Annotated in this window: 27 protein-coding genes and 2 tRNA genes; 9 read left to right on the forward strand and 20 right to left on the reverse strand. The window is 70.6% G+C overall.

Annotated elements, in window-relative coordinates:
- Window positions 1–22 precede the first annotated feature (22 nt).
- Both HNP84_RS19025 and HNP84_RS19030 read right to left on the reverse strand, forming a co-directional pair.
- Window positions 23–208 carry a hypothetical protein gene (locus HNP84_RS19025; protein ID WP_185051058.1) on the reverse strand — a complete coding sequence of 62 codons (186 nt, stop codon included), beginning with the start codon at window positions 206–208 and terminating at the stop codon, window positions 23–25.
- Window positions 205–726 (reverse strand): hypothetical protein, encoded by a 522-nt coding sequence (locus tag HNP84_RS19030; protein ID WP_221336408.1) that lies wholly within the window; start codon window positions 724–726, stop codon window positions 205–207. Before HNP84_RS19030 ends, HNP84_RS19025 begins: the two co-directional genes overlap by 4 nt.
- Before the next feature lie 204 nt (window positions 727–930).
- On the opposite strand from HNP84_RS19030, the gene HNP84_RS19035 reads away from it, so the two are divergent.
- Both HNP84_RS19035 and HNP84_RS19040 read left to right on the forward strand, forming a co-directional pair.
- A complete protein-coding gene (locus HNP84_RS19035; RefSeq protein ID WP_185051060.1) occupies window positions 931–1,074 on the forward strand; it encodes a hypothetical protein in 144 nt (47 codons plus the stop codon).
- A gap of 166 nt (window positions 1,075–1,240) precedes the next feature.
- Window positions 1,241–1,987, forward strand: coding sequence for a class I SAM-dependent methyltransferase (locus tag HNP84_RS19040; RefSeq protein ID WP_185051061.1), 747 nt, complete (start codon window positions 1,241–1,243; stop codon window positions 1,985–1,987).
- A 4-nt stretch (window positions 1,988–1,991) separates the two neighbouring features.
- On the opposite strand, the gene HNP84_RS19045 is transcribed toward HNP84_RS19040, so the two are convergent.
- From HNP84_RS19045 to galU, 8 genes are all read right to left on the reverse strand, one after another.
- The gene (locus HNP84_RS19045) at window positions 1,992–2,171 is read right to left on the reverse strand and encodes a hypothetical protein (protein ID WP_185051062.1); all 180 of its coding nucleotides are present in this window, start codon (window positions 2,169–2,171) and stop codon (window positions 1,992–1,994) included.
- Window positions 2,172–2,296: 125 nt separating this feature from the next.
- Window positions 2,297–2,370 (reverse strand) — tRNA-Ala (locus HNP84_RS19050).
- A gap of 67 nt (window positions 2,371–2,437) precedes the next feature.
- Window positions 2,438–3,097, reverse strand: a complete 660-nt coding sequence (gene sepX, locus HNP84_RS19055; protein WP_185051063.1) for a divisome protein SepX/GlpR — start codon at window positions 3,095–3,097, stop codon at window positions 2,438–2,440.
- Window positions 3,098–3,221: 124 nt separating this feature from the next.
- Entirely contained in the window at window positions 3,222–3,866 is a 645-nt protein-coding gene (locus HNP84_RS19060) for a GNAT family N-acetyltransferase (RefSeq protein ID WP_185051064.1), read from the reverse strand.
- A gap of 65 nt (window positions 3,867–3,931) precedes the next feature.
- Complete coding sequence (locus HNP84_RS19065) at window positions 3,932–4,429, reverse strand: MogA/MoaB family molybdenum cofactor biosynthesis protein (RefSeq protein WP_185051065.1); 498 nt, start codon at window positions 4,427–4,429, stop codon at window positions 3,932–3,934.
- Window positions 4,422–4,898, reverse strand: a complete 477-nt coding sequence (moaC, locus tag HNP84_RS19070) for a cyclic pyranopterin monophosphate synthase MoaC (protein ID WP_185051066.1) — start codon at window positions 4,896–4,898, stop codon at window positions 4,422–4,424. The genes HNP84_RS19065 and moaC overlap by 8 nt, the downstream gene beginning before the upstream one ends.
- Window positions 4,895–6,106 carry a molybdotransferase-like divisome protein Glp gene (glp, locus tag HNP84_RS19075; RefSeq protein ID WP_185051067.1) on the reverse strand — a complete coding sequence of 404 codons (1,212 nt, stop codon included), beginning with the start codon at window positions 6,104–6,106 and terminating at the stop codon, window positions 4,895–4,897. Before glp ends, moaC begins: the two co-directional genes overlap by 4 nt.
- 23 nt (window positions 6,107–6,129) lie before the next feature.
- Entirely contained in the window at window positions 6,130–7,032 is a 903-nt protein-coding gene (gene galU, locus HNP84_RS19080) for a UTP--glucose-1-phosphate uridylyltransferase GalU (protein WP_185051068.1), read from the reverse strand.
- Window positions 7,033–7,056: 24 nt separating this feature from the next.
- Between galU and HNP84_RS19085 the strand changes: the two genes are divergently transcribed.
- The 6 genes from HNP84_RS19085 (at window position 7,057) to mscL (ending at window position 13,499) form a co-directional block, all read left to right on the forward strand.
- The gene (locus HNP84_RS19085; RefSeq protein WP_312925197.1) at window positions 7,057–7,626 is read left to right on the forward strand and encodes a 5-formyltetrahydrofolate cyclo-ligase; all 570 of its coding nucleotides are present in this window, start codon (window positions 7,057–7,059) and stop codon (window positions 7,624–7,626) included.
- 75 nt (window positions 7,627–7,701) lie between these two features.
- Window positions 7,702–9,210: a potassium/proton antiporter gene (locus HNP84_RS19090; protein WP_185051070.1), complete on the forward strand. Its 1,509-nt coding sequence runs from the start codon at window positions 7,702–7,704 to the stop codon at window positions 9,208–9,210.
- A gap of 84 nt (window positions 9,211–9,294) precedes the next feature.
- Window positions 9,295–9,639 (forward strand): FmdB family zinc ribbon protein, encoded by a 345-nt coding sequence (locus HNP84_RS19095; protein ID WP_376771921.1) that lies wholly within the window; start codon window positions 9,295–9,297, stop codon window positions 9,637–9,639.
- Between the two features lie 1,102 nt (window positions 9,640–10,741).
- Window positions 10,742–11,548, forward strand: coding sequence for an S-methyl-5'-thioadenosine phosphorylase (locus tag HNP84_RS19100; RefSeq protein ID WP_185051071.1), 807 nt, complete (start codon window positions 10,742–10,744; stop codon window positions 11,546–11,548).
- Between the two features lie 303 nt (window positions 11,549–11,851).
- Complete coding sequence (gene cpaB, locus HNP84_RS55090; protein ID WP_185051072.1) at window positions 11,852–12,595, forward strand: Flp pilus assembly protein CpaB; 744 nt, start codon at window positions 11,852–11,854, stop codon at window positions 12,593–12,595.
- Window positions 12,596–13,085: 490 nt separating this feature from the next.
- Window positions 13,086–13,499, forward strand: a complete 414-nt coding sequence (mscL, locus tag HNP84_RS19110) for a large conductance mechanosensitive channel protein MscL (protein WP_185051073.1) — start codon at window positions 13,086–13,088, stop codon at window positions 13,497–13,499.
- 83 nt (window positions 13,500–13,582) lie between these two features.
- Here mscL and HNP84_RS19115 read toward each other — a convergent pair whose 3' ends face one another.
- Entirely contained in the window at window positions 13,583–14,692 is a 1,110-nt protein-coding gene (locus HNP84_RS19115; RefSeq protein WP_185051074.1) for a D-alanyl-D-alanine carboxypeptidase family protein, read from the reverse strand.
- 959 nt (window positions 14,693–15,651) lie between these two features.
- Here HNP84_RS19115 and HNP84_RS19120 point away from each other — a divergent pair.
- Window positions 15,652–15,724, forward strand: a tRNA-Arg gene (locus tag HNP84_RS19120).
- Window positions 15,725–16,085: 361 nt separating this feature from the next.
- Here HNP84_RS19120 and HNP84_RS53160 read toward each other — a convergent pair.
- The 9 genes from HNP84_RS53160 to HNP84_RS19160 all read right to left on the reverse strand — a co-directional run bounded on the left by HNP84_RS53160 (window position 16,086) and on the right by HNP84_RS19160 (window position 21,914).
- Complete coding sequence (locus tag HNP84_RS53160) at window positions 16,086–16,394, reverse strand: site-specific integrase (RefSeq protein ID WP_246518323.1); 309 nt, start codon at window positions 16,392–16,394, stop codon at window positions 16,086–16,088.
- Between the two features lie 118 nt (window positions 16,395–16,512).
- Window positions 16,513–17,448: a hypothetical protein gene (locus HNP84_RS19125; protein WP_246518324.1), complete on the reverse strand. Its 936-nt coding sequence runs from the start codon at window positions 17,446–17,448 to the stop codon at window positions 16,513–16,515.
- Window positions 17,445–17,636, reverse strand: coding sequence for a helix-turn-helix transcriptional regulator (locus tag HNP84_RS19130; RefSeq protein WP_312925198.1), 192 nt, complete (start codon window positions 17,634–17,636; stop codon window positions 17,445–17,447). The genes HNP84_RS19125 and HNP84_RS19130 overlap by 4 nt, the downstream gene beginning before the upstream one ends.
- Complete coding sequence (locus HNP84_RS19135; RefSeq protein WP_185051075.1) at window positions 17,633–18,994, reverse strand: replication initiator; 1,362 nt, start codon at window positions 18,992–18,994, stop codon at window positions 17,633–17,635. Before HNP84_RS19135 ends, HNP84_RS19130 begins: the two co-directional genes overlap by 4 nt.
- Window positions 18,995–19,091: 97 nt before the next feature.
- Entirely contained in the window at window positions 19,092–19,241 is a 150-nt protein-coding gene (locus HNP84_RS19140; RefSeq protein ID WP_185051076.1) for a hypothetical protein, read from the reverse strand.
- Window positions 19,231–19,578 (reverse strand): hypothetical protein, encoded by a 348-nt coding sequence (locus HNP84_RS19145; protein ID WP_185051077.1) that lies wholly within the window; start codon window positions 19,576–19,578, stop codon window positions 19,231–19,233. Before HNP84_RS19145 ends, HNP84_RS19140 begins: the two co-directional genes overlap by 11 nt.
- Window positions 19,579–19,596: 18 nt before the next feature.
- Entirely contained in the window at window positions 19,597–20,226 is a 630-nt protein-coding gene (locus tag HNP84_RS19150; protein WP_185051078.1) for a DUF2637 domain-containing protein, read from the reverse strand.
- A 19-nt stretch (window positions 20,227–20,245) separates the two neighbouring features.
- Window positions 20,246–21,583, reverse strand: coding sequence for an FtsK/SpoIIIE domain-containing protein (locus HNP84_RS19155; protein ID WP_185051079.1), 1,338 nt, complete (start codon window positions 21,581–21,583; stop codon window positions 20,246–20,248).
- Complete coding sequence (locus tag HNP84_RS19160) at window positions 21,576–21,914, reverse strand: SCO3933 family regulatory protein (protein WP_185051080.1); 339 nt, start codon at window positions 21,912–21,914, stop codon at window positions 21,576–21,578. The genes HNP84_RS19155 and HNP84_RS19160 overlap by 8 nt, the downstream gene beginning before the upstream one ends.
- Between the last annotated feature and the right edge of the window lie 84 nt (window positions 21,915–21,998).

Here is a 21,998-nt window from a genome sequence, read left to right on the forward strand (position 1 = left end):
CCGGCGGCGCGCGCCAGCGACCTCAGTCGGGCCGCGACCGGGCGGCGTCCTGATAGGCCCGGACCACGGCGAGAGTCATGGCCACCACGGCGACGAGTACGGCGACCGGCCAGAACACGCCGGCGCCGAATATCCCCAGCAGCACCCCCACCGGCAGCGACGCCCCCACGATCCCCAGCCAGAACTCAGGCTTGCCCCGAACCGTCACCACTCTTCCTCCCACACGTACCAGGGACCGCGGATGTGCTCGTACCCGCCGCCCGTGCCCTCCTCGGGCGGCCCCTTGGGGCTCCAGGCGAACCCGTAGCGGTTCAGGAAGCCCGTATCGCTCACCACGAACCGCGCGCCGCCGTTCTCCAGCGGCTCGGCCCGCTCCAGCGGGTAGAGCCCGACCCAGGACCTCTCGTCCCACCCGGTCTCACCCCCGGCCGCGACCTCCCGCGCGTACGCCTCCAGGCCCGACTCCGACAGCGCGAACCGCACGTCGCCCGCCAGCCCCGAGTACGCCGACGCCACCACGGCCACCCCCATCACCGGCGCCGCCGCCCAGCGCACCCAATGCCGCCGCAGCCCCGGCCGTCCGTCCGAACGCAGCAGCGCGACCACGAACCGGGGCGCCCACACGACGACGGCGCAGAACGCCACAACCGACCCGAAGAACCCCCAGATGAGATCGCCGCCGGGCACGCTCACGGCGTGCAACAAGGCCACGGCCGCGACCCCCACGACCGGAAGCAACACCCACCCGGGAGGCCCGATCAACACCCGGGTGAGCGGCGATAACGGCACAGGTTCAGTCACAACCCGGCAGACTAGCGCGCCCCCCCCAAAAGCACCGCTCGGCATCCGGGGCCGTCTGCCCGCGGCGACCACCCGGATGGGAACGGGTGGCAGAGTGCGCCCGCCGAAGGCGTCGGCGACCTCGCGCATGTGGCGCGGCATGACCGCCAGGGTGCCCGCGAGTTCGCGGATCGGCGCGAGGCCGTGGCGGGCAGGAGCGTACGCAGGCGAAACACCCGCGAGGCCATGAAGAACGACAGGTGGCACACCAGCGCCGAGCCCGGCGGCGTCTGACTGACCGTGGGCGCCGTCAATTGACACCCACGAGATCCACAAGCCGGCCGACCGCCGCGCCACCTCCCGCACGAAGAGCGTCCGGATCGAGCCGAAGCAGCCGCCGCGCCCGACCGGCCGGAAATGCGATCGCCGTCGGCCGGGAGGCTTTGGCATGGTGGGAACCATGGTCGATGAGCAGTTCTCCGATCCCCGGCTCGCCGCCCTGTATGACCTGTTCTGCCCCTGGGACGAACGCGAGGACTTCGCGTTCTACCTGCCGCTGGTCATGTCCGCTCGGTCGGTGCTGGACGTGGGCTGCGGGACAGGCGCTCTACTTCGCAGAGCACGCCAGGACGGTCACACCGGACGCCTGCTCGGGCTGGACCCGGCGGCCGGAATGCTGGAGGTGGCCCAGGCTCACCGCGACATCGAGTGGGTGCTCGGCGATCTGGACACCGTGGCGGGCTGGGATCAGGAGTTCGACCTGGTGGTGATGACGGGCCACGCCTTCCAGGCCCTAGTCCGCGATGAGGAGTTACGGGTAGCGCTGCGGACGATCGCCACGGCGTTGACCGATGAGGGTCGCTTCGTGTTCGAGACCCGTAACCCGTCGGCCCGAGAGTGGGAGAACTGGGATGTGCGGTACTCCAGGAAGGTGGTGGACGCCACCGGCGCGGTGGTGGAGTGCACGTGCCGGGTAAAGAGGCCGGTCCACGGCGATGTCGTTTCCTTCACGAACACCTACACGAGTCCGAGCTGGAATGGACCCCGGCAAAGTTCGAGCACGCTCCGATTCCTCGGCCCGGAGGCCCTGTCAGCCTTCCTGTCCGAGGCGGGCCTGATGGTCTGCGAGCAGTTCGGGGACTGGGATCGCAGCCCACTGACCGCCTCCAGCCCAGAAATCATCACCGCCGCACGCAGAAACGGCTGACGTCTCAACCAAGACCCCGCACCCGGCCGGCGAAGGCCCGAAACCCATGGCTGGGCGGCCACCTCTGGCCTGCCCGCAGGTTCATCGGTCGCAGACGGCTTAGTTCCTCGTGGAACTCCTGTTCACCGATCTCGTACGGCGCGAACTCGTCGAGATCGTCGTACTCGGTGTCGTAGGCGATCACCGTGCCGGCACTCCCGCCGGAAGTACCTCACTCCACTCACGTCCTCTTCGAGCCGCGCCACCGTACTCCGCTGTACGGAACGGAAAAGGCCACTTCCGATCACGGGAGGTGGCCTTTGACCTGGGTGGAGCTGAGGGGATTTGAACCCCTGACCCCCTCGATGCGAACGAGGTGCGCTACCGGACTGCGCTACAGCCCCGAGGACGGGTCTACATTAGCAAACTATTCGGGGGTCTCGCGCCATGCGGTGCGCCGGGGAGGGTGGGTCAGTCGCCGACGGCTCGGCGTTCGGGTTCGGCGTACTGGTCGAAGATCTCTTCGGTCTGGTGGGTGGAGAACTCGATGACCTCGGCCTCCTGCTGGCGGGCGGCGAGTTCCAGGGCCCGTCGGCGCTCGCGGCGGCGTCTGGCGCGTTCGGCCCGGGCCTCGGCGGCCAGGCGCTTGCGTTCGCGGTCCATCTTGACGGCGACGCGGAGCACGGCCAGGTAGCCGACCATGAGCAGGCCGGAGGGGGCGACGCCCCACCAGGGGATGACCTCGACGGCGGCGGTGACGACGGAGGCCATGACCAGCAGCACGCACCAGAACAGGCGGCGACGGCGGCGGGCGATGATGATGGAGCGGCGGCGGGCCTCGGCGCGGCGGCGGAGGGCGGCGTGGTCGATGGGCTGCGGGACGACCGAGTGCTCCTCGGTGGTCTCGGCGGCCTCGGAATCGGGGGTGTCGGACGCCGGGATCGGGGGGATGGTGATGGGGCCGGTGGTCTCGTCGGTGCCGGTGACGGGGTAGGGCGGGTAGACCGAGTCGGTGCCCGGCTCGGGCTCCTGGAGGTCCATCAGGTCGTGCTTGTCGCGGCGCAGCCACATGGGCACGAGGACGCCGAGCCACATGACGATGATGGCAAGATAGAGGAAGGCGCTGTTCACGACCACCTCCGGGCAGCACGAAGACGCCCATGTGCTCCCGGCGTCTTCGATGTGCTCACGTCACGCACCGTAAGACCGCGTGTCACTAATTGACGAGCATTCGGTGCGGTGTGTCGCGAGATCGTCAAACCTCTTCATGGGGAGATCCACCGTGGGCGGCGGCCTCCCGTGCGCGCCGCCACTGCACCAGCAGGCCCCGCGGCGCGTCCTCCACTGTGATCGCGTAGCAGATGTGGTCGCGCCAGGCCCCGTCGATGTGCAGTTGACGGCGTCGAATTCCTTCTTCCCTGAACCCGAGCTTCTCAACCACTCTGCGGCTGGCGTGGTTCTCGGGGCGGATGTTGGCCTCCAGGCGGTGCAGGCCGGTGGTGAAGAAGCAGTGGTCCACGGCCATGGCCAGGGCGGTGGGGATGATGCCGCGCCCGGCGAGCGCGCCGTCGATCCAGTAGCCGACCTGGGCGGAGCGGGCCGAGCCCCACACGATGGCGCCGACCGTGAGCTGGCCGGCGAAACGTCCCTCGTAGGTGACCACCCAGGGCAGGGCGAGCCCCTGCCTGGCCTCGCGGCGCAGGGTGCCGGCCATGGAGATGTACGGGCCGAGCCCGGTGCGGAACAGCGGCGTCTCGGGGTTGCTCGGCTCCCACGGACGCAGCCAGTCGGCGTTTCGCAGGCGGGTCTCGCGCCAGGCCCGCACGTCGCGCAGGCGCAGCGGCCGAAGTTCAACCGGTCCCTCGGTCAGGGTCGCCGGCCACCCACGAAGTCGATCCACATTCCTATCATCCCCCCAAGCGCGCGTCCGCCGCATCCCTGCCCCTAGGCGCACGCGAAGCCGCACTACGCGCGGGGGTGGTCGCCGCCCTTCATCTGGTCCACGACGTGGGCGAGGATGGGCCCCAGGACCGCCATGCCGTCGCGTACGCCGCCCTTGGAGCCGGGCAGGTTCACGATCAGGGTGGTGCCCGCCTGGCCCGCCAGGCCGCGCGAGAGCACCGCCGTGGGCACCTTGTCGCGGTTCGACTGGCGGATCGCCTCGGCGATGCCGGGGATCTCGCGGTCCAGCACCCTGCGGGTCATCTCGGGGGTGAGGTCGGCGGGGGTGAGCCCGGTGCCGCCGGTGGTGACGATCACGTCGTACCCCTCGGCCAGGCCCTCGCGCAGCGCCGCCTCGACCGGGTCGCCGTCGGGTACGACGCGCGGGCCCGCGACGGGGTCGCAGCCGGCCGCGGCGAGCAGTTCGGCCAGGAGCGGCCCGGAGGTGTCGGCGTACACGCCGGCCGCCGCCCGGTTGGACACGGTGACGACGAGGGCGCTGACGGGCTTGCGGTCACTCATGGGGCCGGGTCCAGTGGCCGGTCTTGCCGCCTACCTTCTCCTCGACGCGCACGCCGGTGATCACGGCCGCCGGATCGACGGCCTTGACCATGTCGATCAGCGCGAGCGCCGCGACCGAGACCGCGGTCAGGGCCTCCATCTCCACGCCCGTACGGTCGGCGGTCTTCACCGTGGCGGCGATCTCGACCCCTTCGTCCACCACGGTCAGATCCACCTTCACGCCGTGCAGCGCGATCGGGTGGCACAGCGGGATCAGGTCGGGCGTGCGCTTCGCGCCCATGATCCCGGCGATCCTGGCAACGCCGAGCGCGTCGCCCTTGGGCACGTCGCCCGCGCGCAGGATCGCCACGGCCTCGGGCGAGAGCAGCACCCGCCCCGACGCCCGCGCCGTACGCGCGCCGACGTCCTTGGCCGAGACGTCCACCATGCGCGCGGCGCCCGACTCGTCCACATGTGTCAGGCCGCTCACAGCGGCATCACCTCCACGGTCGCCCCTTCGGGCACGTCGGTGACGTCCTCGGGCACGATCACGAGGGCGTTGGCGGTGGCCAGGGCGGCGAGCTGGTGGGAGCCCTGGCCGTGTACGGGCACGGCGGTGGCGCGGCCGTCGGCGTCGCGGACGAGCCTCGCGCGCAGGAAGGAGCGGCGGCCCTTGGGCGAGCGCAGCGGCTTGGCCGCCACGGCCTGCACCGTGGCCGGCGGCTCGACCGGCAGGCCGGCCATCTTGCGCAGCGCCGGACGTACGAACAGCACGAACGACACGAACGACGACACCGGGTTGCCCGGCAGCGTGAAGATCGGCACCTGGTCCTCGCCGACCACGCCGAACCCCTGCGGCATGCCGGGCTGCATCGCGACCTTCTCGAAGATCACGGTGCCGAGCGGCGACAGGGCCTCCTTGACCGGCTCGTACGCCCCCATCGACACGCCGCCGCTGGTGATGACGGCGTCGGCGCGTACGAGCTGGGCGTCGAGCTGGTCGAGGAAGTGGGCGGCGTCGTCGGTCACCGACCCCGCGCGGTAACCGTCGGCGCCCGCCTCCCGCACCGCCGCCGTGAGCATGAAACTGTTGGAGTCCCAGATCTGGCCGGCGCCGAGCTGCGAGCCCGGCTCGACCAGCTCGGCGCCCGTGGAGAGCACGACAACCCGGGGGCGCGGGCGTACCAGGACGCGCTTGCGGCCGGCGCCGGCGAGGATGCCGAGCTGGGCCGAGCCGATCGGCGTGCCGGCCGTCAGCACCACCTCGCCCGACCGTACGTCCTCGCCCGCGCTGCGGATCGCGTTCCCGCGGGGCGCGGCACGGCTGATCGTGACCGAGGCGGTGCCGCCGTCGGTCCACTCGACCGGCACCACCGTGTCGGCGCCCGCCGGCAGCGGCGCCCCCGTCATGATCCGCGTCGCCAGCCCCGGCCCCACGGCGTACAAGGTGCCGTCGCCCGCCGCGACGTCCTCGACGACCGGGAGCACCACCGGAGAGTCGGGACCCGCCTCCGCCACGTCCGCGGCCCGCACGGCGTAGCCGTCCATGGCCGAGTTGTCGAACGGCGGCAGCGGCACCGGCGAGGACACGTCCTCGGCCAGGGTGGTGCCGAGCGCCTGCTCCAGCTCCACCTCCAGCGGGGCCAGCGTCCGCACGGTGTTCAGAATCCGCGCGAGATGCTCATCGACCGACCGCATCGCTCCCCCCACGCCCCCTGCCATCATCGTCGTTCGTCGAGGAACTCGCGCAGCCACGGCACGAAGTCCGGCGCCAGGTCGGGCCGGTCGGCAGCGAACTGCACCACGGTGCGAAGATAGTCGAGCTTGTTGCCCGTGTCGTACCTCCTGCCCCGGAACAGCACGCCGTGCACCGGACCGCCGTGCTCGGAGTCGCGCCCCGCCAGCTCGCGCAGGGCGTCGGTGAGCTGGATCTCGCCGCCGCGGCCGGGCGGGGTGTTCTCCAGCACCTCGAACACCGCCGGGTCGATGACGTACCGGCCGATGACCGCCCAGTTGGACGGCGCGTCCTCCTTGGCCGGCTTCTCGACCAGGTCCCTGACCCGTACGACGTCGGCCTCGCTGGTGGGCTCGATGGTGGCCACGCCGTACAGCGAGACCTGCTCCTCGGGGACCTCCATCAGCGCGATGACGCTGCCGCCGTACATCCCGCGGACCTCGATCATGCGCTTGAGCAGCTCGTCGCGCGCGTCGATCAGGTCGTCACCGAGCAGGCAGGCGAACGGGTGGCCGCCGACGTGCTGCTTGGCGCACAGCACCGCGTGGCCGAGGCCGCGCGGCTCGCCCTGGCGCACGTAGTGCAGGGTGGCGAGGTCGGCCGGCTCGCGCACCTGCGACAACCGCTCGTCGTCGCCCTTGGCCTGAAGGGCGTCCTCCAGTTCCGGGGCCCGGTCGAAGTGGTCCTCGATCGAGCGCTTGGTCTTCCCGGTCACCATGAGAACGTCGAGCAGACCGGCGGACACCGCCTCCTCGACGACATACTGGATCGCGGGCTTGTCGACGATGGGCAGCATCTCCTTGGGAGTGGCCTTTGTCGCCGGCAGGAACCGCGTGCCAAGGCCCGCTGCTGGGACGACGGCTTTCGTGACGGGGTCGAAGTCAGCCATGAATGAACCCTAATGGAGCGACCTGTGGACAAGCTGGAGCTGCGCCGCAAGGTGGCACAAGCGCGCCGCGCGATCCCCGCCGAGGCGCGCCGGTCGGCCGCGGCGGCCATCCGCGAGAACCTGCTCGACCGGCCCTGGGTGCAGATGGCGGGCCTGGTCGCGTGCTACTGGTCCACCGGCGACGAGCCCGACACCCACGGCCTGGTCTTCGCCCTGTGGAAGCACGGCGCGACCGTGATCCTGCCAGTGCTGCGCGAGGACGACGACCTCGACTGGGCCGTGTACGACGGGCCCGACACGCTCGCGCCCGGACGCCGCGGCCTCATGGAGCCGATCGACACCCGCCGCGGCGTCGAGGCGATACGCACCGCGGCACTGGTGATCGCCCCCGCGCTCGCCGTGGACCGCCAGACCGGCGTGCGGCTGGGGCGCGGCGGCGGCTCGTACGACCGGGCGCTGGCCCGGGTCGGCCCGAACGTGCCGACCGTCGCGCTGCTGCACGAGGGCGAGCTGATCGACGGCGTGCCCGCCGAACCGCACGACCGCCCCGTACGCTACGCGGCCCTGCCCAGCGGGATCGTGGCGATACGGTGAAGCTCACACCCACCAGATGAGTCGGACACTGGGCGCCATACGACACAATGTCCTCATTGACACGAAGGGGACTGGGTGGATCTCGATGTCTGGCTGCTGCTCGGCGCCGTAGTCGTCATCGCGGCGATCGTCTCGGTCCGCTTCGCCCACCGGAGCGGGCTGCCGAGCCTGCTCATCTTCCTCGGCCTGGGCATCCTGCTCGGCGAGTCGGGGATGGGCATCCCGTTCGAGAACGCCCAGCTCGCGCAGCAGATCGGCCTGTCGGCGCTGGCGCTCATCCTGGCCGAGGGCGGCCTGACCACCAACTGGCGGCACGTACGCTCCGCGGTCCCGACCGCGCTGGTCCTGGCCACGCTCGGGGTCGCGATCAGCATCGTGATCGTCGCGCTCGCGGTCCAGGGGCTGCTCGGCGAGAGCTGGCGCACCGCGCTGATCCTGGGCGCGGTGCTCGCCTCCACCGACGCCGCCGCCGTCTTCTCCGTACTGCGCAGGCTGCCGCTCCCGCCCAAGCTGGCCGGCACCCTGGAGGCCGAGTCGGGCTTCAACGACGCCCCCACGGTCATCGTCGTGGTGCTGCTCAGCGCCACCGCCACGCCGGTCCCCACGCCGTGGGAGTTCGTCATGCACGCCGGCATCGAGCTGGTGATCGGCGCCGCGGTGGGGCTGAGCGTGGGACCGCTGGGGGCGTACGCGCTGCGCCACATCGCCCTGCCCGCCTCCGGCCTGTACCCGCTGGCGGTGCTCGCGCTGACCTTCGTCGCGTACGGCGCCGCCGCCGTCATGCACGGCAGCGGCTTCCTCGCCGTCTACCTGACGGCCCTGATCCTCGGCAACACCCGCCTCCCCCACCGCTCCGCGACCCGCGGCTTCGCCGAGGGCGCGGCCTGGCTGGCCCAGATCGGCCTGTTCGTCATGCTCGGCCTGCTGGCCAGCCCCGGCGAGATGCCCGGCGCCATCGTCCCCGGTCTGGTCGCGGGCCTGGTGCTGGTCCTGGTCGCCCGCCCGGCGTCGGTGCTGGTCTCGGCCCTGGTCGTGCGCCTGGCCCGGCTCGACCGGCTCAACTGGCGCGAGCAGACGTTCCTGTCCTGGGCCGGCCTGCGCGGCGCCGTGCCGATCGTGCTGGCCACGATCCCGTGGGCGTCCTCGGTGCAGGGGGCGGAGGTGGTCTTCAACGAGGTCTTCGTGATCGTCATCGTGTTCACGATCCTGCAGGGCCCGACACTGCCGTACGTCGCCCGCCTGCTCGGCGTCGCCGCGCCCGCCGAGGCCCGCGACCTGGAGGTGGAGGCGGCCCCCCTGGAGGAGCTCAACGCCGACATGCTCCAGATCCGCGTGCCACCGTCGTCGCTGCTGCACGGCGTGGAGATCTTCGAGCTGCGCCTGCCGGCCGGGGCCGCCGTCACGCTGATCGTCCGCGAGGGCCGCAGCTTCGTGCCGTCCCCGAGCACCAGGATCAGAGTGGACGACCAGCTCCTGGTCGTCACCACCGCCGCCTGCCGCGACCAGGTGGAACAGCGCTTCCGCGCCGTCAGCCGCCGCGGCAAGCTCGCCGGCTGGTTCGGCGAGCGCGGCCGGCCCGGCTGACCGGAATTGCGTGACCCAGATTGGCGTTTATGCTTGTCGGCTGCGTACCATTAGCAGTCGCACCGGTAGAGTGCCAACCCCCCGGTGCGGATCACAGAGGAGGAGCGCGTGCCCACCTACCAGTACGCCTGCACCGCCTGCGGCGAGCAGCTCGAAGTCGTCCAGAAGTTCACCGACGACGCCCTCACGGAGTGCCCGGCCTGCCAAGGCGCCCTGCGCAAGGTGTTCTCGGCCGTAGGCATCGTGTTCAAGGGTTCCGGCTTCTACCGGACCGACAACCGGTCGTCCTCGTCGACGGCCTCGACCAGCTCCAAGTCGAGCTCGTCCTCGTCGGAGTCGAAGAACGGCTCGTCGGATTCGTCTTCGTCCACCTCTTCGTCGTCCTCGTCCACCGACGCCAAGCCCGCCGCCGCGGCCGCCTCCAGCTAGCACCTCTTTCCCCCTTCACGCGTTCGAGGCGGCCGGGGGAGCGGTACGCGGCCCATGGCCCTGCCTTTACGGGCCAGCTCGTCGGTGTCCGCCGCCTGCCAGGAGGCAGGACTGCCGCTGCCAGCGGGACACGGACGACCGGACGGGGCTGGCCCGGGCCATGGCACCGCCGGCGATGCGACCATGCCTGGCGCGGTCGCCGTGCCCATGGACGGTGGTTTGCTGTCCCTCCTCGCGGCACCGCAGAGTGGATGACGGCGGCCGGACTCGGTGCCGTCAACCCCCTTGTGCGCCCTCCGCGCGCCACTCCCGGCACCGCTTTTCCCGCGCGGCCTCCCAATCGCCGCGTTCCTCCCTGGCACCCTCTGCGCGCCACATCCGATACCGCCTTCCCTACGCCGCCGCCTTGCAGGCGCCACTGCCGGCAGCACCTCCCTCCTAGCCCCGGCGGGAAGGCGTGACGTGCGGGCAGCCGCCCCCCGCTCTCCGTGTGCGCCCTCAGCGCGCCGCCCAAGCCGCCTTTCAGGGCCGGGTACGCTGACACGACCTCCCCCGCACGGCCCTCCAGCCGCCACAGCCGGCAGCGCCTTCCTTCACTGCGCGCGCCACCGCTGACGCCACCTCCCCTGACCGCCCTCCAGGCACCGCTGCCGACAGCACCTTCCCCGGCACCGCCTTCCCCTGCGCGCTCCGCACGCACTTCCGGGCATCACCTTCCCCGCGCCGGCTTCCGAGCGTCACTCCGAGGCCGCCGTCTCCCCCCGGCACCGCCTTTCCCCCAGCACGGCCCCGTTCGCGGCCTCTCCCTGCAGCACCGGAATCCATCGCCGAGGTGCTTTCGGCCCGGGAACTCGCCGAGATGGCGGCGGCCCCCGCCACACTCCGCCGCCCTCCTCCGCCAAAGGGCCCTGCCACACTCCCCCATCACGCTCTCCCGCCACACCCCCGCCAGGTCACGTCCACCGACTTTTCCACAAGCTGACCCACCATTTGGCCCACTTATCCACAGCCTGCGGCCAGTTACCCACACCCCCACGGCGGTTATCCACAAGCGATCCCCCTGCCCCCCTCCACCACCCCACCGAGCGCTAATCTCAGCGCCATGGTCAATCAAGTGGAGATCGGCGTCATCGGCGGCTCGGGCTTCTACTCCCTCCTCGACGACGCGGAGGAGCACGAGCTGACGACGCCCTACGGCCCGCCGAGTGACGTCATCACCGTGGGCACGATCGGGTCGCGCCGGGTCGCCTTCATCCCCCGCCACGGCCGCGACCACCGCTTCCCGCCCCACCGCATCCCGTACCGGGCCAACATGTGGGCCCTGCGCAGCCTCGGCGTCCGCCAGATCATCGCGCCGAGCGCGGTGGGCTCCCTTCGCGCCGAGTACGGCCCCGGCGTCCTGGTGATCCCCGACCAACTCGTCGATCGCACGTCGGGCCGCGTACAGACGTACTACGACGCGGGCGGCGCCGTCCACGTCCCCTTCGCCGACCCCTACTGCCCCACCGGCCGCGCCGTCGCCGCCGCCACGGCCTCGGCCGCCGGCTGGGACACCGTGGACGAGGGCACCCTGGTGGTGATCGAAGGCCCCCGCTTCTCCACCCGCGCCGAGTCCCGCTGGTTCTCCGACAACGGCTGGACCATCGTCGGCATGACCGGCCACCCCGAAGCCGTCCTGGCCCGCGAACTGGCCCTCTGCTACACCTCCCTCTCCCTGGTCACCGACCACGACGCCGGCGTGGAAGCCGGCGAGGGCGTGACCCAGGAAGAGGTCTTCGCGTTCTTCGCCGCCAACATCAACCGCATGCGCTCCCTGGTCGCCGAGGTGGTGGAGGCGCTCCCCAGCACCCGCTCCTGCCCCTGCGTCCACGCCCTCGACGGCATCAAGCTCCCCTTCCCGCTCCCCTGACGAGACCCACCCCGAGTCCCCTCAATTCCCAAGTCCCCCAAGTCCCCCAAGTCCCCCAAACGCCCTCCAAGCCCTAGGCCCCCAGCAACGCACCCGCACGCCCATCCCCCCACACGCCGAGCAACCCCCCAACCCCAAACAGTCACGACACCGCCGTCACCGCTCCACCCACCCACGACCAGACCCGCACCAGAAGACCTCCACCAGAAGACCCCACCAAAAGACGCCATAACCGACCGACCCACAGGCATCGCCGCCGCCTGCGCGGGCACCAAGACACCCATCACTCACCCGGAGTCCGCAATGCCCACCCTCCTATCCCCGCCCCCGTACGCGGCGATAACCCAACCGCCCGCCCCGCCGGCCGCCCACGGCCCACGTGATGGGCGTAAGGCCCTGTCGTTCCGCTCCCTCCAGCGCGCGGCATCCCGCCACCGGCGCCCGCTGGCCGCGGCGACGGCCGCCCTCGCCACCGCCACCGCGTTGACCGCCATAGCCCCCGCCCCGCCGCCCACGACCCGCATCGTGACCGCCGCCCGCGACCTGCCCGGCGGCCCGCTCACCCCCGCCGACCTCACCACGACGCCGATGTCACCCACCGCGATCCCCGACGGCGCCCTGCACACCATCGCCGAGGCCGCCGGCCGTACGCTCACCGCCCCCGCCCGCCGCGGAGAGCCGATCACCGACGTCCGCCTCCTGGGCCCCGGCCTCCTGGCGACGGCCACCACCCCCAACACGGTGGCGACCCCCATCCGCCTGGCCGACGCCGACGCGGCCAGGCTGCTGTCCCCCGGCGACGTGGTCAACGTCCTGGCGGCACCCACCGGCTGGGAGGACGCCGCCCCGGCCGCCGCGGCCGTACCCGCCGCGACGGTCGCCGACAGGGTCACCGTCCTGACCGTCCCGCCCGCCAAGACGGTCGGCCAGACCGGCGCCCTGGTGGTCCTGGCCACCACCCAGGATCAGGCGGCCCGCCTGGCGACCGCGCAGACAAACGGCCGTCTCTCCATCACGATCACTCAACGCAACCGATTCACACCATAAGCAACGTCCCGCTCACGCAACGTAATAGACTGCGCCACGCCCCCGCCGCCTACCACCTCGGACACACCTCCACCCCACCACCACCCCAACCCACTACCAACAAGTCCACCCATCAACCCGAACCGCCGAACCACGAGAACGCCAAACCGCCACCCGATCAACCAACCGTCACCGACAATCCACCCACCACCTCCAGCAACCCACCACCTCCAGCAACCCACCACCTGGCAAGCCACCACCTGAGCAACCCACCGCAAGCCGATGATCACCCGAGCAACCCACCACGAAGTGATGATCACCCAGCAACCCACCCACCACGAATTGATGACCACCTGAGCAACTCACTCACCACGAGCTGATGATCACCTGAGCAACTCACTCACCACGAGCTGATGATCACCTGATCCCGACCCACCCACCCACCCACCCCCTCCACCCACACCACCACTCACCCCGAACCCCCATAGCGTCCGCAAGGAGCACACACCCAATGAGCGGCTTCAAGAAGTTCCTGCTTCGTGGCAACGTCATCGAGCTGGCCGTCGCGGTAGTCATCGGCGCCGCGTTCACCTCGATCGTCAATTCCTTCGTGAAGGACCTTCTGACGCCTCTGATCTCCATGTTCGGCGGTTTGCCCGACTTCGGTAATCTGGTGGTCACCGTGGGCGAGGCCCAGTTCCGCTACGGCTCCTTCATCAACGCCGTGGTGGCCTTCCTCATGGTCGCCACGGTGGTCTACTTCCTGGTCGTGCGCCCGTACGAGCGGATCACGTCACGCTTCACCAAGGAGGCCGAGAGCACCACCCGCGAGTGCCCCGAGTGTCTCTCCGAGATCCCGCGGGCGGCCACGCGCTGCGCGAACTGCACCGTCCAGGTCCCCCCGCTGGACGCCACCTCCGTGTGACCGAGACGTCCAGACACCCAGCAGGCCTACAGCAGACCCCACCAGACGGCGCAAGCACCAGCAGACGAATGGAACAGCCTGGACTACAACAGCGAGCCGAGCTTGGGGTCGTACTCCCAGTGCCAGGGCTCGAACGGGCTGCTGTAGGCCCATTCCGGGTGGATCCATCCGAACCGCTTCCCGTTCGCCTCCAGCCAGTTGAACTCGACCGACCGGAAGCGCTCCACGCCGCCGCACAGGTCCACGGCGAGCCCGAGCCCGTGGTTGCTCCGCCCCGGCACGGCCGCGAACCCCGGCCGCCGGTAGTAGACCGCCTGTTGCTCCGCGAGGCTCCGGTAGCTGTCGGTCACGCACATCGGCTTGCCGAAACGCTTGCGGTAGGCCTCGTTCAGGCTGATGAAGGCGATGGCCGCATCCGCCCGCAGCTCGTGCCCCTTCTGCTGCAACGGGCACAGCGAACTCGCCGGAATCAACCCGTTCGGGAACTGCCCGGCGGACTTGGCCTTGGTCGGGTCGCATCCCAGCGCGGCCCGCCCCACTTTGTCGATCTTGATGCCCAGCTTCACCAGCGCCTGGGTCAGCTCTTTCACGATCTTGTCCGAGCGCTTGCGCAGCGTGTCGATCTCGGCGGCCATCTGCGCCTCGGCCAGCAGCTTCCCGGCCCGCAACTCCTGCGCCTCGGCCGCGAGCCGCTGCCGCTCCTCCAGCAGCTTTCCGGTGTCCGCCAGCACCTCATCGCGCCGCGCGATGAGCTGGGCCACGTCCCCCATGGCCCGCAAGGTGGATTCATCGGACTGCCCGGACAGGAAGGGCGCGATGTCGCCGGCGCCCGACTGCTGATACAGCATCTGCACCAGCTCCGCCAGCGGCTGCCGTTCGATGGCCAGCGCCCGGTCGGTGGCCTGCAGCTCCCGCAGCTTGGCCGACAGCTCCTTGTCCGCGCTCCTCAACTGCGCCCGCCGCTGCTCCAGCGCCTTGGTGGCGGTCTCCAGGTCCCGGGCCGCGGCCTCCGCCTGCTTCCGCAGCTCGGTCAGATTTGCGGGATCCCGCTCAAGAGCGACGCCGGCAGCGGTCTCATCCCGCTGCCGCTGCTGCCCGATCTCCACACTGAGCCCGCCGACCTCGACGGTCACCCCATCCCCGTCGGCGTCCGTCTCCGCCTGGCCGGCCCCTGCCGGAAACAGCAAGGTCATCACCACGACAATCGCGATCAGGGCCGCTGATCGAGGAGATGACACGTTCGACTCCTCCGTTTGCGAACTCGTGACCCGGACCAGGCACGCACGTTACTACAGCTCCCTGAGTGCCCGTGCCCGACTCAACAGAGCCGTAATGTTCCGAAAGGCGCGTTTGCACCATTTACGCCCCAGTCACCGCTCCACCCCCTCTCCTCCCGCACACTTCTCCTCCCACAACCACGTCCCGCGCCACTCGGCAGGACACCCGCCACCCCCTATAGGCGCCTTCCGCGTCTCCCGCACAGGCACCGCCGTCCGCCCCCAGGAAGCCCCACGCCGCCCCGCCGACTGTCCCAGCCGAAGCACCGCCCCCACCTTCCACTCCTCCCGCACCGGGGCCTCTCCTCGCGGAGAGGTACGCACGCGAGCCGCAACCCGCCGCCCGTCCGAGGAGAACGTCCGCGCATTTTCCACCACTCGCTCCTCAACCCCCACAAACCCCCACCGAGCCCGGGAAACCGCCCACCGCCCTCGTACGACGCCGCCGTAGACCAGATCGGCACGCGGCGGCGCCCCCACGACCAGCGGCTCCACAACCCCCACCCACGACGCCCCGGAGCCCCGAGGCGCGACGGCCCCCGCGACCCCCCAGGCCGCCACGCCCCCACCGCTCTTGCCGCCACCGACGACCCCAACGGCCTCCGCCACCACCAGCCCGCCCGCGACCAACGCCGGCACCACCATGGCCAGCCCGAACCCCAAAGTCCGGCCCAGCCCACCACGACGCTTACGGGCGCACGCCCCCTGCCTCCTCATCACGGATCGTGACCCTAACTACGCCCGCCACCACCCAGCCGATCGAGTTGCCACCCCTTTACCGCACCTCAGACCACCCATGACACCCCCCACCAAACCCACCCCACCGCCGAGTCCCCAAACACCCCCAGCGTTCGCTACCCTTGTTCACAGTCCCAGCCTCCGTAGCTCAGGGGATAGAGCACCGCTCTCCTAAAGCGGGTGCCGCAGGTTCGAATCCTGCCGGGGGCACCTAGTCGATCAGCAGATTCGCCGATGACCTGGGGTTACGCGCCTCGGGTCCTTTGCGCGCTAGGCAGCCGTAGGCCACCAGATGCCGGTGCATGTCGGCGCTCGCGGGATATACGCGGGATGGATCAAGGGCCGTTTCCGCAGGTCGCGCCAGGACGAGACCCCGTCCTCGATGCCGCGAGCGTAGCCGTCCCTCGTCGCCGGTCAAGGTCGTACGTCCTCGCTTCGCTGCGGGCGCTCCACCTTGACCGGCTCCTCAGGCCAGCGGATGAGTCAGCGTCGAGGACCGGGAGGAAAAGGGCCAGGAGGAGCGAACAGAAGGCCCCGGCACTGGGCCGGGGCCGAGAGTGGCAAGGGTAAGTCAGCCGAGGGCATCGTTGATCTTCCCGTTGATGTGCTCTTGCTGGCCGTCGAGGCACTTGGCGTAGACGCGGAGAAGGACGTCAACGCTGTGGCCGGCGCGCTTGGCCACTTCCGGGGCCGGGACTCCCGCGTTCAGCCAGAGCGACACCGCAGCATGCCGCAGGTCGTACGGCCGGGCGGCCAGGGATGAGGCGACCTGCGCCGGGGTGAGAGCGAGCTTGCGGGTCTCCTGCCAGACGTAGGAGTAGGCCGAGCTGGAGTAGGAGCCACCTGTCTCGGTACGGAAAAGCCTGCCGTCCTTGGCCACACCGTACTCCTTGATGTGTTCGCGGAGGATGTCGACAAGGACGGGCGGTATGGGGACCTCCCGCGTCTCCTTGTCGGCACGGTGCTTGAGGCGCCGGGACTCGTGAGTCCGGCCGCTGTCAGTCCAGCGCTTCGTGCCCTGCGGACGGGCGCGCTCCAACACGATCAGGCCCCACCCGGAGTCGGGCAGGGTCAGATTCGCTCTCCCGAAGGTCCGCCGCTTCCTCTGGCCGGAGAGCGCCGTAGTAGTTGCAGGCGAACAGCGCCCGGAGCCTCGCGCCACGTCTGCGACCGACCTTGGGCACGGCGTCGAGGAGTCGGCAGGCTTGAACCGGGGTAACGACTGTCCGGGGATCGACCACCGTCACGGCCTTGGGCGGGGTCCATCTGATCCCGTCCAGCGGGTTGCTCGCGAAGAGCTTCTGTTCCACGGCCAGTTCCAGCAGATGGTGCAGGACGGCTCGCTTTCGCCGTATGGTGTTCGCCCCGGCGGGCTTGCCCGCGAACGTCGTCGAGATGGCGTCGAGGGCCAGCCGCAGCGTGGTCGCCTCCCCCAGCGCGAGCATGGGCAGCGATGCCTTCTCCAGCCAGCGCAAAGCTGCGGCTTGCCGGCCGGTCGGCTCAACCCGCCGGCTCTCGGGTAGCAGAGTGTAGGACCGGAGCACACTCCGCAGGTCATCCGGATCGGGACGTCCCGGAAGGTCGGCCACGAGCGCAGGCACCAGGGTGAGCAGCGCGTAGGCGTCCGTCTCGCGGGTCCTGGCCGCCGAAGTGCTCCAGCGCCCAAGCACGTACGACTGCGCGAACTGCAGAAAGGACAAAGCCGAGGGCTCAGCCGGGATCATCGACACCGGCAGACCGGTGGCCAGGTCGAAGCCCTCCCCTTTCTTGGCGGCTTGCCGCAGCTCGGACAGGAAGCTCTCGGCGAGCGCCTTGGTGCGGAAGGTCTTGGACTTCGGCTTGCGACCGACCTTCCAACGAGCCTCGTAGGACGGCGTCTTGCTGGAGGCGTTCCGGCGAACCTCCCAGAAGCGCACGTCGTAGGCGAGGTTCATGCCGACTCCTTCCGGGAGTCGAGCCAGGCCATCAGGTCACGACGCCAGATACGGAGTTCGTCGTTCGGCAGGCGGACGCATGCGGGAGCGCGGCCCAGTTCACGCCAGCGATAGAACGTGCGGCGGGAGACGCCGCCCAACTCATCGAGGACCTGAGCCACCGTCAGCAGCTCGTCGCGGCGGCTCACCAGACATCACCGCCCATGTGCGCGAGGCGGGAAGCGGTCAACGCGGCGACGAGGAGATCTCCGGCCGAGTACCCCTTGCCTGCGTACGTCCACTCGCTGATCACGAGGACGGTGTCCTCGTCCAGAAGGGGCAGCCTGCCCGTGCTGATCTCTTCGTTGCGCACGTACGCCGCTCGCTCGGCTCTGATCGCGCCGATGGTGGTGGAGTAGTGGCGGGATCGGGTGGAGAAGTGGCCGCGGAATCCGAGCATGTGGGCCCACTGGATCAGCCGGAGGTCGGCCAGTTCGTCGAGTTGGCCCAGGCGCAGGCATTCGGCGATAAGGCGGCGGGCATGTGGGCGCAGGGGCAGGGCGGCCAGGTCGTCGAGTGGGCTGATACGCCGATCGAGGGTGCCGACACATTCGGCCGCCTTGGTGGCGTACTTGGCGATGTAGCCGGCGACGGCCTGTTCGGTGAGGTCGCCGTCCAGGGTGATGGGGCGAATGTCGAGTTGTTCGCCCCAGCGCAGGACGGGGACGCCGTCGAGGCCTGGGACGGTGGCGGTGACCGCGCGGGCGGCATGCCGTACGGCGTCGGCCAGTAGGTCGGCGGTGGCCCAGGCCGGCGGCCGGGAGGTAGGGCCGCCGGGGCCGTCGAGGCGGATGATGGCGTGCAGGTGGACGACGCCACGACGCTGGTACTCGGCGACCTTGGCGAAGGAGACGACGAGGTGGTGGCGTAGCTTGGCGAGCGCTAGACCGTCGAGTTTGGCCAGGTGGCGGCGTAGGGCGTCGGTGAAGCGCTTCCACAGGACCGGGGCCAGGGCGTTGAACAGGACCGAGCCGGTGTAGTCGTAACAGTCCGGGCAGAGCGGTTCGCCGAGGCGGGGGTCATCCGCTGCGTGGCGTGTCGTGCAGGACTGAGTGATGCCGTGCGGGCAGGTCGGGGCGTCTCGGCGAGGTCGGCAGGGCTTGCCGTCGCGGTAAGCGTGGACGGGGCCGAAGGATGGTGCGGTGAGGGTGATGAACAGGGCGGGGTGGGCGGTCACGGTCTCGGGGACGCCTTTGCCGCCGATGAGGCCCGCGCGGATGAGGTGGTAGGTATCGGCGCGGTAGGTCTCGGCGCAGGCCGGGCAGCGGGAGGCGCGGCGGGTCTTGCAGGGCAGGCGCAAAACACCGTCGGGTTCGCCGGCGGTGGTGTAGGTGTGCAGGCGGCGGCCGGTGGCGCGATCGACGTGCAGGACGTGGCCGCGCAGGTGGATGGGGCGCTGACAGCCGCCGGTCTTGTGGGTCTGGGCGGCCCAGCGGTCGAAGTCGGGGCTGTTGAGCCGGTTGATCGCCTCGCGGATCGCGTGCGCGTTGGTGGTGGTTGTGGGCAAGATGGAGTCCTCCTTTCACTCGTTGGGGTGGAGGGATGGCCCCCGACCTGGCGGGCGTCTTGGCGGATGTGCGGCCAGGCCGGGGGCGCGCCGGCTCTCAGCAGAAGCCGAGGCCGAGGCAGTGGGGGCAGGTGTCGCCGTAGGAGTCGAGTCCGGTGCCGCCGCAGTGGCAGCACTGCCAGCGGCGGGGTGGGATGGGCTCGGCGGTCTCCGGTTCGGGCGTTTTCTGGTGCTGGTCAGGCGGCATCGGTGTCGTATGGGGTGACGCAGCCGTAGTAGCTGGCAGCGGCGTCGTGCCGGGCGCGGCGGGCGGCGAGGATGGCGACGGCCTCGTAGGTGACGGGGCCGAAGGAGATGTGCGTCTTGTAGTGGCCGTGCGGCAGGCTCTCGGGGTCGATTGAGGAGCCGAGCAGGGCGGCAATACGGTCGACCTCGCCGGTGATCTCCTCATCGGGGCCGCGGTAGGGGAAGTAGGACGCGGTGATGCCGTACTGAGGAACGGGGACGTCCGGGTTGGTCTCGAAGAAGTCGGCCAGGTCGTGCAGGCCGTTGATCAGGGCCTTGCGGGTGTCGATGTCGGTCACGGTGTTGGGCTCCTTTCGCTAGGCGGCTTGGGCGGTGGTGCGGATGTGGCGCAGCAGGTCGGAGGCGAGCTGGTTGGACACGCCGAGCCGGGCGCGCAGGGCGTCGCGGGTGATGGGCCTGCCGTGCTGGGCGTGGTGATCCTCGGCGACACGGCGGGCGTAGTCGATCAGTTCCGGGGACGGTCCCGGACCGTCCGGCCCCTCCGGGACGGCCGGCAGATCGTCCGGTGTGGCCGGGACGCGGGCCGGGGACGGTTCGGGACGGGGTGCGGCGGCGCGGCGTTCCAACATCGAGACGGCGATGAGGAACGCGCCCGCTGGTGTGGCGGCGGTGATCCAGCCCCAGGCGGACGGGGCGGCCTGGTGCAGATTGGCGGCCAGGGACAGCACGACGCCGCCGATGAGGACGAGGGTGGGCCAGGACGCCAGGCCGGTGTGCGGGCGCCCGGTCTTCTTGTCGCGCTGGCGTTCGCGGGCGGCCATGACGCACGTGAGGTCGACGCAGACTGCGATGGCCCAGGACATCCATCCCGTCTGGCCGTTCTCATGCGCGGTGTCGCGGATGTGGGTGAACGATCCGGCACCCGCGATGACGGCCAGGACGAGCACCGGCCCGGTGTCGAGCAGTCGGCAGGCGAAGCGTCGCATCGTGTCCCCCTTTCGTGGTTCAGGCGGTGAGCAGTTCGGGCAGGTCGGCCCGCCCATCGACGGCGGTGATCTCGTCCCAGGACGGGGTCAGGTCGGCGTACGTGCGGGCGGCGTGTTCGGCGGCCTGCTCGGTGACGTAGAAGGAGCGGGCGCGGTACCACTGGCCGTCCTGGCCGGCGACGATGGCGACGCCGGGCGTCTCGGCCGGGATGGCGCGGGCGGAGACCAGCGCGGCGGGGTCGAGATCGCCGAGAGTCATGGTGGCGGTCTCGGGGTCGTTGACCCGGTGGCAGATCCGTCCGGAGCACTGTGCGCGGAGCGCGGTGACGCCGGGGCCGAGGTCGGAGCCGATCCGCTGGCCGGACAGGAACAGGTAGATGCCGAACGCCCGCCCGAGCTGGGCCACGCGCAGGAGCGCGGTCGAGGTGCGAGCGATCTCGTCCTTCTCGCTCTTGTCGGCCATCAGGTACAGCTCGGCCAGCTCATCGACCAGGACCACGATCGGGACGGGCCGGACGGCGGGGGCCAGTTGCCAGATGTTGCGGGCGCCCGCTGTACGGCACAGCCCCATCCGTTCGGCCATCAGCGCCACCAGGTCATCCAGCAGCCCCACCGACTCGGCGCGGGAGGTCGCAAGGGCCGACAGGCGTGGGGCGTACGGGGTGAACTCCACACCGCCTTTCAGGTCGAAGCCGACCAGCGCGATTGGTTGCGGGGCGAGGCCGACGAGCAGGGCGTTGGCGAGGTTGGATTTGCCGGATTGCGTCGCTCCGGCGTTCAGCCAGTGCGGCACGGTGCGGAAGTCGATCTCCCAGGGGCCACCGGTCTCCAGTCGGCCGACGGTGACCTTGAGCAGGTCGGTCGAAGGTGGCAGGTCGCGTACCTGCACCAGCGGGTCGCGGATCGTGGCGGCCAGGACCACGCGGCCGGGCCGGGGCGAGGAGACGCGTACGGCGTGCACGCCCCAGGAGTGCGCGAGCCGTTCGGCGGCCTGGCTGTAGTCGTCCGGGATCTGGCCTTCGAGGGTCCAGATCGTGACCCGCCAGCCGTGCCGGGTCGGCCGCGGCAGCCACATGAACGGCTTGGTGTCGACCGCGACCCGCTCGAAGCGCCGCCGTACCTTCACCAGGCCCGTGGAGGCGATCGCGCCGGGGACGGTGGTGAACCACCAGCGTTGCCGCTTCTTGGTCAGCCCGCAGCCGAGGGCGACCTTGCGCCACGTCGCCCGTACCGTGATCGCGGTCAGCGGGAAGCCGATCACCAGCCAGAACGAGCGGTAGTGCCAGCGCCGCCACGCCCACAGCCCGACCGCGCAGGCGGCCAGGGCGGTGAGCGTGAGGCGCAGGGTGTCAGCCAAGCTGGCCTCCCCGCGTCCCGGCGGGGACGATGGTGCCGGCCCGGTAGGAGATGCCCCACCGTCCGGCCATCTCCCAGACGTAGCCGACGAGATCGACGGGCGTGACCTCGTTGCCCACGCCGATGGGCGGTTCTCCGACGGTGCCGATCTTGATGAGTTCGATGCGGTCGGACTCGTCCTCGACCGACAGCGTCACCTCGTAGACGGTCTGGCCGCTGGCCTTGTCGGTCTTGATCTCGCCGGTCTCCCGGTTGAGCAGCCGGGGCCGGGGTGCCTTGACGCAGGTGAAGCGCAGGCGGGCGGAGTCCACAGGAATCGGGATGTTTCGCATGGGCGTACCTCCTAGGCATCGTGGTCAACATAGTCAACCTAGTTGGCCTGGTTGTCAATCTCTGACTTGCAAGTTGGCTGAGGT

It is taken from the genome of Thermocatellispora tengchongensis (genome assembly GCF_014202315.1).
Lineage (GTDB): Bacteria > Actinomycetota > Actinomycetes > Streptosporangiales > Streptosporangiaceae > Thermocatellispora > Thermocatellispora tengchongensis.